Raw genomic sequence first — 11,499 nt, 5'->3', positions numbered from 1 at the left:
AGTTTTAGAACCATATAAGAGCTTTGTTAAGTGCCGAAGTTGTTGCGTTAACGCTTCGTTCTGTTTCAACGATTGATCCAATTTTTTTGATAGCTCCTGGTTTTGTTGATTCGAATGAGCCAACTGCTCTTCGAGCAATCGAATTACTCTTTCAAATTGATTTTCATTCACAGAAGAAGTATTCGCCACATCATTCACCACTTTTCGTTCGGATTCACTCTTTTTATTATAACCAGTTCGAACAGTGGAATAAAGATAAAATAAAGGGCATTAGCGAATTTAGAAGGCACCTTTTGATGATGGCCGAATCGCCTTTGGCTGCTGGATAGATAACCCCTCGAGGAGCCATCTGAGCTCCTTTTGAGAAAGATTCCGTACTTCATTTTCATCCTTTGGCCATTGGAGTTTGCCGTTATCCAAACGTTTATAAAGCATGGCGAAGCCATCACCGTCGAAATATAAGCATTTATAGCGATCTTTACTCCATCCTGAAAACAAGAAAATGGAATCACCGTATGGATCCAATTCAAAGGAATCTTGAATCAGTGTGGCTAGTCCGTCAATACCTTTTCTCATGTCGGTTTTACCGCAAATGATGTAAATATTTTTTACGCTAGTAAAATCGTGCTTCACGGATTTTTCAACTCCCTCATGACCGTTTGGATGATGTGCTCATCTACGCCGTTGAAGAAGGAGATTTCGGCGTTGCCGGTTTTGATCGTGCAAGTAGGATTTGAGGAAATCACTACTGGATTTGGTGCGGAAGTATTTTCGTTTTCGGAATGTAATGTAACGGGGACGATGGTTAGTTTTTGTTGTGGCATATGAAAAGCACCTCCTTAAATTGATACGTTGATCATACCAGGAGGTGCTGCTGTTTTTATATGCGTTGTTTGAATACGGGCTTACATAGTATTTAACAAAAAGAGTCAAATTGAACAGTTGTTTTTCAGTCTTTTTTCATATCGAGAAACATATACTCAGTAAGAATGACTTTAGAATAGGAGGATCTAAATGACAAACAACAACCTGTTAAGCTTTTATGATCCATATGTTTATCAGACATTAACAACCATTGTTGGTAAAATGGTTACTGTTCAAACCATAAGAGGTAGCGTTCGTGGCTCCTTGAAAAATGTATTGCCAGATCACATTGTTGTCGAATCTAACCGAACTCCCTTTTTTATTCGTACCCAGCAAATTATTTGGGTTTTTCCTGGTTAACAAAAAGGAAGTGGAGGGGAAATAATGTTTAAAAGAATAAATAAATTGGCAATTGAACTTCCTATACCCGCACACGGCGATATGAATGCTGCAGCAGCAGTACAAGAGCTCTTGGGTGGCAAGTTTGGGGAGATGTCTACCTTAAATAACTATATGTTTCAGTCTTTTAACTTCAGAAATAAAAAAAAGCTAAAGCCATTCTATGAGTTAGTGGCAAGCATTACAGCAGAAGAATTTGGTCATGTAGAACTTGTTTCTAATACGATTAATTTGTTATCGGTAGGTAATACTTTTCCAGGGAATCCGGATATCACTCCACTTCAAAATGGGAAGGATGCGAGAAACACCCACCATTTTATTTCTACAGCTCAAACGGCTATACCAGGTGATTCAATGGGAAGACCTTGGACTGGTGATAATGTTTTTAATAGTGGAAATCTAGTTTTAGATTTAACACATAACTTTTTTCTAGAGATTGGTGCACGTACACATAAAATGAGAGTTTATGAGATGACTGATAACCCAGTCGCTAGAACCATGATTGGGTATTTACTTGTTCGTGGAGGAACACATATCCTCGCCTATGCGAAAGCAATCGAAATTGCTACAGGGGTAGACTTGACGAAAATGCTTCCAGTTCCAAATCTTGATAACTCAAAATTTGATTATGCCAGACCGTTCATAGAAAAAGGCTTAAGCAATGTGCTATTCACATGGAGCGAAACAGAATACAGGGATATCGGAATGATTTGGAAAGGAACAAATCCGGAAAATGGGCAACCGCTTGAAGTGAAAATTGGTACTCCTGAAGGCGGACCAATTCCAGACTTAGAGGAATTACCTGAAGAATTTGCTCCTGGTATTACTAGGGACGATTATGAAATAATCAAAAAACGTCTAATGGAAAATTTATAATGGATTTTTTGTAGGAAAAATATTAATAAAATTTGGATTTGTTTAGCGAACGGTAACAGCCACTGTTCGCTATTTTCATTCATACTTCAACAATCCAAGTTGACACTTAAATAGAATCAGTTTGAAGTCGTCTTATGTAAATTTTCCTTGTTTTTTTTTATTGTTCTTGGAGAAACTTAAGGAATTTCTCTTGTACATGTGGATGATTAATTAACCTCTTAACAACTTAAACTCCTAATTTGTGTTTGTTAATTAATGATTACACTCTTATTTTAACTTTTGCTGAAACTCCCTCGTGATTTAAGTCACTAAAATATCGAGAGTTGGTAAACATTTTTGTGAAATAGTGAGCAAATGAATTCAGCACATTCAGCACAGGTGAAGCACGTGCTTCTCATGGCCCTATCTCAACAAAAACAGAAAAAAGCAAGAGAACCGTTATCTTGCCTCTTTCTGTTTTTATGGTAGACACTCATGCCGCGTTGCGGTATTGGAGAAGATCGCTTTTTCGGTTTGTTGCAGCTGATCATACTCTGGCTTCCCTAAGTTTTTTATTATTCGTAATCTCAAATCTTATATACCCCTTAAAACCTAGATATAAAGCCATTTTAGGACCACACTAGAAAACTATAGAAAATTTTACTTTCCACGCTGGCAGCGTAGAGGTCAGTTATATTAGTCTCCGTAGTTCATGACAATAAATAAGAGCCTCCCCACTCAGGAAAGGCCCCCTACTCACTGTTACATCTTTATTTATCTTTACTTACAAGTAGTGAACAGCACTCCACATGCGCCGAGTGTATGTGGCAACACAAGGGTGCTGGTGGGTTTATTACATTCTAAAGACCTTTTTCTTTCAGAAAACAGACTTTATCGAAACAAAAGTTGCCGGCTGCAAAGGAACTTGAAACTGAATAAAATAAGTACACATGAGTTGCTGTGATTCATTTTTTCTCTAACTTTTTGAGAGTTACATCATTTCACTGTCCCCGTCCCATTAACATTCTTTTTCAAAGTTATCAAGTAATGCACGCACTTCATCTGTTGATTTCGTGTTCATCAATTGATTTCTTAATTCACCAGCTCCACGGAATCCTTTGACATAAATTTTGAAAAAGCGATGAAGCCCTGTGATTGAACGTGGCAGTGCTTCCGCATATTGATCTTGAAGATCAATATGCAGTCTTAAAAGATCAAGATATTCTTTACTGCTATGCTCTTTTGGCTCTTTTTCAAAAGCAAAAGGATTTTTAAAAATACCTCGTCCGATCATAACTCCATCAATATCATATTGTTCAGCAAGCTGCAGCCCAGTTTGACGGTCAGGAATGTCTCCATTGATTGTTAGCAGCGTATCTGGTGCGATACGGTCACGTAATTTTTTGATTTCCGGAATTAGCTCCCAATGCGCATCTACTTGGCTCATTTCCTTTCTTGTACGTAAATGAATAGAAAGGTTCGCAATATCCTGTTTTAAAATATGCGTTAGCCACTCCTCCCACTCCTGAACCTCCTTATAGCCAAGTCGTGTTTTCACGCTGACAGGCAGTCCGCCCGCTTTTGCTGCTTGAATAAGTTCTGCCGCAACGTCTGGACGCAGAATAAGGCCACTACCTTTCCCTCTCGATGCCACATTCGGTACAGGGCAGCCCATATTAATATCGATGCCTTTAAATCCTAGCTCTGCCATGCCAATACTCATTTGACGGAAATATTTGGGATTATCCCCCCAAATATGTGCCACCATTGGCTGTTCATCTTCTGTAAAAATCAAACGGCCACGCACACTTTTCATGCCCTCTGGATGACAATAGCTATCCGAGTTTGTAAACTCTGTGAAAAATACATCCGGTCGACCAGCTTCACTTACTACGTGACGAAAAACAACATCTGTCACATCTTCCATTGGTGCAAGTACAAAAAATGGTCGTGGTAAATCACGCCAAAAATTATCTATCATTTCAAACTCAAATCCTCTCACTATGGATACAACTTCAAACTCTCGGTCACAAAATATAAAGTAGACTTCCATCAGTTGGGGGTTTCCTTCATCCCCCACTGATGGTTAGTCGCCCTTATCGGACCTTTACGGGCAGTTGATCCCCCACCTAGATACTTTGTAAACTCATCATCTTGAGATGGGGGTCTTACTGCCCGTTAAGAGTGGATAAAGCCAAATGATCCACTCTTTTACACTTATATCATGCTTAATAACTTATTATCAAATACAAGGTACATTTGGACATTTATAATTTGTGAAAAACTATCGGTACTGAATGGTATTTTTATAAACAAAAAAGCAGATGGTATAGATTTTTTCTATATCAACTGCTTTTCTATTATACCAACTCCAACCACGCGACCGCTTCACAATGCATCGTATGCGGAAACATATCAACAGGCTGCACCTCAACCGTCTTATAACCGCCCTGCTCAAGCACTTGCAGGTCCCTTGCCAGTGTCCCAGGGTTACAGGACACATAAACCACCCGCTTCGGCTTCATATCCAAGATCGTCTTAAGCAGTGCTTCATCACAGCCTTTACGTGGCGGATCCACTACAATAACATCTGCTTTGTTTCCTTGCTTGTACCACTCGGGGATCACTACCTCTGCCTCGCCAACGGCAAATTCGGCGTTTGTAAATCCGTTAAGCTCTGCATTCCGCTTTGCATCCTCAATTGCTTCAGGCACAATTTCAACGCCAAATACGTTTTTCGCTTTTTGAGCAAGAAATAAAGAAATGGTTCCGATTCCACAATAGGCATCAATGACAGATTCAGCACCTGTTAATCCGGCATACTTCAACGCCTTCTCATACAGGACCTTTGTTTGCTCAGGGTTCACCTGATAAAAGGACCGTGCTGAAATCGCAAATTTTATCTCTCCAATTTTGTCATAAATGTATTCGTCGCCCCAAAGAATCTTTGTCTCATCACCGAAAATGACATTCGTACGTTTATTATTAATGTTTTGCACGATTGACTTTACATGGGGAAATTGCTTCGTTATTTGATTGATGATGTCATTCTTATGAGGGAAGTCCGCTGTTTTCGTTACAAACACAACCATCATTTCTTGCGTAACCAATCCATAACGTACCATAATATGACGAAGCCAGCCTTTATGCTTTTCCTCATTGTATGCACGGATACCGTACTGCTCGCAGATTTTCTTTACAGCTTGAACAACCTCGTCATTTTCTGCTTGCTGAATGAGACAGCGCTCCATATCAATAATATCGTGGCTTCGTTTTTGGTAAAAGCCTGCGACAAGTCCGCCTTCCCGTTCACCTATTGGCACCTGTGCCTTGTTGCGATAATTCCATGGATCGTTCATGCCAAGTGTCGGATGAACCTTTACTTTGTTCAGATCCAGTTTTCCAATCCGTGCAAGTACTTGCTCTACTTGCTTTTTCTTAAAGTCAAGCTGCCCTTCGTAGCTTACGTGCTGAAGCTGGCATCCTCCGCATTGAGAATAGATAGGGCATGGTGCTTCCACGCGATTTTTACTTTTTTCATACAGCTCAATTAAACGACCGTAGGCAAAACCCTTTTTTACCTTAATCACTTTTATTTTTGCACGCTCGTCTGGAAGCGCATTTTCCACAAAAACAGGGAAACCCTCGATTTTTGCGACACCTGCACCCTCATGTGTGAGATCCTCAAAGGTCACATTATAGTATTCATTTTTCATCACTGGTGCTTGTAATTTAGACATATTGTTCTTCCTTTACATTCAAACTACTTTCGTTCATTTTAACATAATGGACTTCACAAAAAAAACTTGGCCCCTACTCTGCCAAGTTCTCTTATTCCTCCATTTGTCTTGCTTTTTCCTGTGACATTCTTACTTCAATATGCTGATACAAGTTTTCGAATTCCCCTGGAAGCAAGCCGCCGTATTCACCATCTAAATTAAGCTGCATTTTATCATGTGTTGTGACTTTAACACGGTTGGCTTTCGTATAAAGAATATGTTCATCATTAATATGCTCACCTCTTATTGCAAGGCTTGCCACTCGAATAAATTCCGCTAAATTTGCTTTTTTCAAAATTAATAAATCAAACATGCCATCGTTTAGCTTCGAATCTGGTGCGAGCTTTTCAAATCCGCCTACTGAATTTGTAAGCGAAACAAGGAATAACATGATTTCACCTTGAAACAGCTTTCCATCATATTCAATTTCCACTTCAGTAGGACGAATTGATGGCAACATTTCCATCCCTTTTAAATAGTAAGCGAGCTGCCCTACCATTGTTTTAAGCTTGCTAGGAACTTCATACGTAAGCTCTGTCAATCGGCCGCCGCCAGCAATATTGATAAAATATTGCTTATTTACCCGGCCTATATCTATTTTTTGCGGTTCTCCTTCTAAGATCATCTCAACAGCTTGAATGACATTATTTAATGGGATCCCTATTGCCCTTGCAAAGTCATTTGTTGTTCCAACAGGTATGACGGCAATCTGCGGCCTTACTTCAAGCTCTGCAATACCATTTACAACTTCATTAATTGTCCCATCTCCACCAGCTGCTACAATCAGATCAAAGCCTCGTTCACCTGCTGACCGTGCAGCCTGAATCGCATCACCTTCACAAGTTGTTGCATGACATGAAGTTTCATATCCAGCCTGTTCAAATTTTTGCAATACTTCAGGTAAATACTTTTTAAAAAGCTCACGCCCTGAAGTTGGATTATAGATTATTCTAGCTTTTTTCATCCCCATCATCCTACTAGTATGTATTTATGAACCAACGATTCTTAAAGTTCACTGTTTTCGCTCTCTATATAATGTTCCCAATTTCTTCACTTACCAATCTGCTTTTCCGATTTATGCCCAACTATTATTATCACCATGTTTTTTAGAAAAAGTAAAGTTTTTATTCTTTTCGTTTTATGTATTTTTTATGGCACTAAAACAAAGGGTCAGACCCGCTAACACAATTTATAGGACTTTCAACAATCCGAAGTCATATTATGCATACGGAATCAGACCCTTTTGAATTTCGTTTTTATTAAAAGAATATATTTAATATTTGGTAGGTAATTCCCGCTAAAAGTGCTGAAATTGGCAAAGTAATTACCCATGTTATGATAATTTTTCGTGCCACTCCCCATTTTACTCCTTTAACACGCTGGGCTGAACCAACCCCCATAATCGCTGAAGAGATAACATGGGTTGTACTAACTGGAAGATGAATGGTTGTTGCACCAAAAATTATTAATGCTGAAGATAAATCAGCCGCCGCACCATTTACTGGACGGATTTTCATGATTTTGCCGCCAACCGTTTTAATGATTTTCCAGCCGCCAATTGATGTTCCGATCCCCATGGCTAAAGCTGCAGAAATTCGGACCCACAAAGGTATGTCTTCAGAGGTATGATAATTTGCTGCAATAAGTGCCATTGTTATAATTCCCATTGCCTTTTGGGCATCGTTTGTTCCGTGGGTGAATGATTGTAAAGCCGCTGTTACAATTTGAAACACTCGAAAACGTTTATTCGATTTATATAAATTTGTCTTTCTGAAAAGGACTGCAAAAAGGCTCATCATGATAAATCCTACACCCAACGCTAAGAAAGGTGAAATGACCAAGGCCTGAAGAATTTTCATAAAGCCGTTCCAATTAAGGATCCCAACGCCAGCAGCTGAAATCGCTGCACCGGCAATTGAGCCAATTAATGCATGGGATGAACTGCTCGGGATACCGTAGTACCATGTAATAAGATTCCACGCAATTGCGGCAATTAAAGCGGCCAATATGATAACAGAACCGTTTTCCAATGCAAAAGGATCGACAATATCCTTTGTAATTGTTTTTGCTACACCTGTAAAGGTTAGCGCACCAATAAAGTTCATGACCGCCGCTAAAATAATCGCTTTTCTAGGTGATAATGCCCGGGTAGATACTGATGTTGCAATCGCATTTGCAGTATCATGGAACCCATTGATAAAATCAAATGCCAACGCACAAATTACAACTAATATTGTTAGTATTAAAATAGTATCCATATGATTCTTAAAGCTCCCTTATGCGTTACGCATGATAATGGTTTCAATTGTATTTGCTACATCCTGGCAGCTATCCGTAACCTTTTCAAGCATTTCATAAATTTCCTTGCGCTGAATAATTTTAATTGCATCCTTTTCAGTAGAAAATAACTGTTTAATTGACACTCTCAATAATTCATCACATTTTGATTCGATATCTTTAATCTCAATTGAATGCACGCGCATATCAAGTAACTTTTTATTAGACAATAACTCCATTGCTTTCGTAACTTCTATTGAACTGTTGTGAATATACAATACAAATTTATCGATATATTCATCAAATTGTGTAAAGGAGAACATCTCATAATAAGCTACACATTGCTCTAAGCCATCTAATATATCATCCATTTTCATAGCCAATTGAAGAATGTCCTCACGTTCAATCGGAGTTATGAATGTTTTATTTAAATCTACAATTAACTCATGTATATAAGTATCTCCCTTACTTTCATACCCCTTCATGACCGAAGCGATTTCTTTTAGGTCACTAACACTTTTTACTTTAAGATCTACTAAGTACTTTGCAGACTCCTCTAAATTTTTGGCAATCAATAATAATTTCTCAAAAAACATATCTTTTTTTGAACCAAACACCATTAGGAAACCCTCCAAAAAATTCTTCTATTTTTTCTTCACCCAAAGTCTTATTTTAGTGAATTTTGTCGAATTTACAATAAATTTAAATAAAATTTACAAAATCTTAACATTAGGCATGATTATTCTCTAAATTATTCTGTTCAAAAACAACAAAAAAAACACAGAGTTTCTGTGTTTCTTATATACTTGCTTAATCATTATATAATTCACTTCTAGCTTTTAACCACTCAAAGAGATGGGTAATAATAACCTTTAATACCGCATATCCAGGGACAGCTAAAATAATCCCGAGAATACCAAATAAATTACCTGCCGTTAAAATAACAAAGATGATTGTAATAGGATGAATATGAAGATTTCTTCCCATTATTTGCGGTGAAATAAACTTTCCCTCAACAAGCTGAACAATTGTCCAAACAATAATTAGTTTAAGAAGCATGATTGGCGAGGTCACAATCGCGATGATTAATGCTGGTGTAATCGCAATAGCCGGTCCCAAATAAGGAACAATGCTTGTAAAGGCAGCAATTAAAGCCAATAATGACGCATAATCAAGCCCTATGATTAAAAATCCTACAAATAATAGAAGCCCGATACAAAAACTAACAATAATCTGACCTCTAATGTAAAGACTAATACTTGTATTAATTTCCTTCATTACATCAAAAGTCTGACTTCGTAATGGCACTGGAAGCAAACTTAAAATGTAAGAAGGCAGTCTCTTTCCATCCTTTAATAAATAAAATAGGATAAAAGGCATAATAATTAATGCCAATAAAAAATCCTTTACGGCTCCTACAAAAACCCCAATTCCACTCCATGTATTATTGAGTAATTTTGATACCTGATTTGAAATATTGTTAGCAAAGTCTGGTACATTTATATTCAGCGTTTTTTGAGCCTCATTCACAAACTGGCTTCCAACTACCGTTTTAATTAACTCCTCTACGTCTCTTGTATATTCCGGAAAGCTTTGGACCAAACTCATAATTTGCTCTCTTAAAAAAGGTATAACAGAGACGATCAGGATGCTGATCAACCCAATAATAAGCAAATATAGCAAGAGAATGGAAAATACCCTTTTTACTTTTAATTTTTCTAGATAGTTCACCACTGGATTTAGCAAATAGTAAAGCACTGTTGCCATCATGATGGGTAATAACACCGTTTTGAACAATACCTCTAATGGTGTAAAGATAAATGAAACCTCTCGAAAAATTAATATATTTATTCCAATTAATAATAGTATCATTAAGAACAATACAAATCGATTATTTAAAATAAGCTTTTTAAATGTTCCACTCTTTGATTGACTTGATTTTTCCATCAATTTTCCCCTCTCAAATACTTCAAAGCAAAAAGAGCACTATATGGTTAAAAGGCTTGATTACATATAGCTTATCTATCTTAATAGTACCTTTATTTCCTAAAAATTTAAATCACTTTAACATCTTGTTCGAAAAATTTCTTTTCTAACGACCTAAGCGCATATTGCTGAAGACCAACCACATTGTTTTTATGTGAAATTCGTATTATATGACATAAAGGATCGGTTCTGTAATGGAAAAAGGGCTGATCAATAAGTCATTATGACCTATGAACAGCCCTTTCTATATGTTTAACAAGCATGCCAACATGTATTTATTAGGTAACTGAATAAAAAGAAAACCTTTCATTCAAAATGAAAGGTGACTATGTATGATATAATGGCGTCCCAGGAGAGATTCGAACTCCCGACCGACGGCTTAGAAGGCCGTTGCTCTATCCAGCTGAGCTACTGGGACATAATTTTGAAGCTAATTGGCTCCGCAGGTAGGATTCGAACCTACGACCGATCGGTTAACAGCCGATAGCTCTACCACTGAGCTACTGCGGAATAAGAAGTACAGTATAGGATGGGCCTAAATGGACTTGAACCATCGACCTCACGCTTATCAGGCGTGCGCTCTAACCAGCTGAGCTATAGGCCCGTATTTGGAGCGGGTGAAGGGAATCGAACCCTCATCATCAGCTTGGAAGGCTGAGGTTTTACCACTAAACTACACCCGCTTATTATAAATTATTGGAGGCACCACCCGGATTTGAACCGGGGATAAAGGTTTTGCAGACCTCTGCCTTACCACTTGGCTATGATGCCTTAAAGAATGGCTGGGCTAGCTGGATTCGAACCAGCGCATCACGGAGTCAAAGTCCGTTGCCTTACCGCTTGGCTATAGCCCATTGAGAAGCTCATGAAATACTTCCATGAATATGCTACATGATTAATCACCGCAAGAGGATATTTTGGGATATTTCTGACAGGAAATATCACGAAATATCGTCGACGACTAAGTACACCTTAAAACTGTGTAACGGGCTTATGTCTATATATAACGGAGTTTACTAAACTCTATGTTTATACACTATTCAGCAAGAATAAAATTATATGTCTTATAAAAAGTAATACTCATAATTCAAAACGAAAATGGGGCGGCTGATGGGAATCGAACCCACGAATGTCGGAACCACAATCCGATGCGTTAACCACTTCGCCACAACCGCCATTATGAAATTGGCAGGGGTAGTAGGAATCGAACCCACATCAAAGGTTTTGGAGACCTTCGTTTTACCATTAAACTATACCCCTATTAAATGGTGGAGGGGGGCAGATTCGAACTGCCGAACCCTAAGGAGCGGATTTACAGTCCGCCGCGTTTAGCCACTTC

At 38.2% G+C, this 11,499-nt stretch carries 10 protein-coding genes, 8 tRNA genes and 1 pseudogene; 2 read left to right on the top strand and 17 right to left on the bottom strand.

Going from position 1 to position 11,499, the window contains the following annotated elements:
* From Q1B07_RS25100 to Q1B07_RS25090, 3 genes and pseudogenes are all read right to left on the bottom strand, one after another.
* A pseudogene (locus Q1B07_RS25100) lies at positions 1-189 on the bottom strand (IS66 family transposase); the annotation flags it as partial.
* Between the two features lie 90 nt (positions 190-279).
* The gene (tnpB, locus tag Q1B07_RS25095) at positions 280-633 is read right to left on the bottom strand and encodes an IS66 family insertion sequence element accessory protein TnpB (RefSeq protein WP_299834086.1); all 354 of its coding nucleotides are present in this window, start codon (positions 631-633) and stop codon (positions 280-282) included.
* Positions 630-824, bottom strand: coding sequence for a hypothetical protein (locus Q1B07_RS25090; protein ID WP_299095748.1), 195 nt, complete (start codon positions 822-824; stop codon positions 630-632). Before Q1B07_RS25090 ends, tnpB begins: the two co-directional genes overlap by 4 nt.
* 190 nt (positions 825-1,014) lie before the next feature.
* Between Q1B07_RS25090 and Q1B07_RS25085 the strand changes: the two genes are divergently transcribed.
* Positions 1,015-1,224 (top strand): YuzF family protein, encoded by a 210-nt coding sequence (locus Q1B07_RS25085; RefSeq protein WP_299095054.1) that lies wholly within the window; start codon positions 1,015-1,017, stop codon positions 1,222-1,224.
* A 24-nt stretch (positions 1,225-1,248) separates the two neighbouring features.
* Positions 1,249-2,139: a manganese catalase family protein gene (locus Q1B07_RS25080; protein ID WP_299095052.1), complete on the top strand. Its 891-nt coding sequence runs from the start codon at positions 1,249-1,251 to the stop codon at positions 2,137-2,139.
* 997 nt (positions 2,140-3,136) lie between these two features.
* Here the strand turns inward: Q1B07_RS25080 and Q1B07_RS25075 are convergent.
* From Q1B07_RS25075 to Q1B07_RS25010, 14 genes are all read right to left on the bottom strand, one after another.
* Positions 3,137-4,099: a tRNA-dihydrouridine synthase gene (locus tag Q1B07_RS25075; RefSeq protein WP_299095049.1), complete on the bottom strand. Its 963-nt coding sequence runs from the start codon at positions 4,097-4,099 to the stop codon at positions 3,137-3,139.
* Positions 4,100-4,478: 379 nt separating this feature from the next.
* The gene (gene rlmD / locus Q1B07_RS25070; protein WP_299095048.1) at positions 4,479-5,858 is read right to left on the bottom strand and encodes a 23S rRNA (uracil(1939)-C(5))-methyltransferase RlmD; all 1,380 of its coding nucleotides are present in this window, start codon (positions 5,856-5,858) and stop codon (positions 4,479-4,481) included.
* Between the two features lie 91 nt (positions 5,859-5,949).
* A complete protein-coding gene (locus Q1B07_RS25065; protein ID WP_299095046.1) occupies positions 5,950-6,861 on the bottom strand; it encodes a diacylglycerol kinase in 912 nt (303 codons plus the stop codon).
* Between the two features lie 295 nt (positions 6,862-7,156).
* On the bottom strand, positions 7,157-8,155 hold the full coding sequence (locus Q1B07_RS25060; RefSeq protein ID WP_299095044.1) for an inorganic phosphate transporter: 999 nt from the start codon (positions 8,153-8,155) through the stop codon (positions 7,157-7,159).
* 18 nt (positions 8,156-8,173) lie between these two features.
* On the bottom strand, positions 8,174-8,794 hold the full coding sequence (locus tag Q1B07_RS25055; protein ID WP_299095041.1) for a DUF47 domain-containing protein: 621 nt from the start codon (positions 8,792-8,794) through the stop codon (positions 8,174-8,176).
* 190 nt (positions 8,795-8,984) lie between these two features.
* Positions 8,985-10,121 (bottom strand): AI-2E family transporter, encoded by a 1,137-nt coding sequence (locus Q1B07_RS25050; RefSeq protein ID WP_299095039.1) that lies wholly within the window; start codon positions 10,119-10,121, stop codon positions 8,985-8,987.
* 380 nt (positions 10,122-10,501) lie between these two features.
* A tRNA-Arg gene (locus tag Q1B07_RS25045) sits at positions 10,502-10,578 on the bottom strand.
* 17 nt (positions 10,579-10,595) lie between these two features.
* Positions 10,596-10,670 (bottom strand) — tRNA-Asn (locus Q1B07_RS25040).
* Positions 10,671-10,690: 20 nt separating this feature from the next.
* Positions 10,691-10,764 (bottom strand) — tRNA-Ile (locus Q1B07_RS25035).
* Between the two features lie 5 nt (positions 10,765-10,769).
* A tRNA-Gly gene (locus tag Q1B07_RS25030) sits at positions 10,770-10,843 on the bottom strand.
* 14 nt (positions 10,844-10,857) lie between these two features.
* Positions 10,858-10,931: transfer RNA gene (locus Q1B07_RS25025), tRNA-Cys, on the bottom strand.
* A gap of 8 nt (positions 10,932-10,939) precedes the next feature.
* Positions 10,940-11,014 (bottom strand) — tRNA-Gln (locus Q1B07_RS25020).
* 245 nt (positions 11,015-11,259) lie between these two features.
* Positions 11,260-11,335: transfer RNA gene (locus tag Q1B07_RS25015), tRNA-His, on the bottom strand.
* Positions 11,336-11,346: 11 nt separating this feature from the next.
* Positions 11,347-11,420: transfer RNA gene (locus Q1B07_RS25010), tRNA-Trp, on the bottom strand.
* Positions 11,421-11,499: the final 79 nt, after the last annotated feature.

Origin of the sequence: uncultured Metabacillus sp., from assembly GCF_947503125.1 — a bacterium.
Taxonomy (GTDB): domain Bacteria; phylum Bacillota; class Bacilli; order Bacillales; family Bacillaceae; genus Metabacillus.
Note: the sequence above shows the minus strand (reverse complement) of the source record. Positions and strands in the feature narration are given on the sequence as shown.

Bases quoted from the DNA above. Each gene is read 5' to 3' on its own strand.
- Q1B07_RS25090 (WP_299095748.1), bottom strand. From the start codon at position 824: ATGCCACAACAAAAACTAACCATCGTCCCCGTTACATTACATTCCGAA.
- Q1B07_RS25085 (WP_299095054.1), top strand. From the start codon at position 1,015: ATGACAAACAACAACCTGTTAAGCTTTTATGATCCATATGTTTATCAG.
- Q1B07_RS25080 (WP_299095052.1), top strand. From the start codon at position 1,249: ATGTTTAAAAGAATAAATAAATTGGCAATTGAACTTCCTATACCCGCA.
- Q1B07_RS25075 (WP_299095049.1), bottom strand. From the start codon at position 4,099: ATGATAGATAATTTTTGGCGTGATTTACCACGACCATTTTTTGTACTT.
- rlmD (WP_299095048.1), bottom strand. From the start codon at position 5,858: ATGTCTAAATTACAAGCACCAGTGATGAAAAATGAATACTATAATGTG.
- Q1B07_RS25065 (WP_299095046.1), bottom strand. From the start codon at position 6,861: ATGAAAAAAGCTAGAATAATCTATAATCCAACTTCAGGGCGTGAGCTT.
- Q1B07_RS25060 (WP_299095044.1), bottom strand. From the start codon at position 8,155: ATGGATACTATTTTAATACTAACAATATTAGTTGTAATTTGTGCGTTG.
- Q1B07_RS25055 (WP_299095041.1), bottom strand. From the start codon at position 8,794: ATGGTGTTTGGTTCAAAAAAAGATATGTTTTTTGAGAAATTATTATTG.
- Q1B07_RS25050 (WP_299095039.1), bottom strand. From the start codon at position 10,121: ATGGAAAAATCAAGTCAATCAAAGAGTGGAACATTTAAAAAGCTTATT.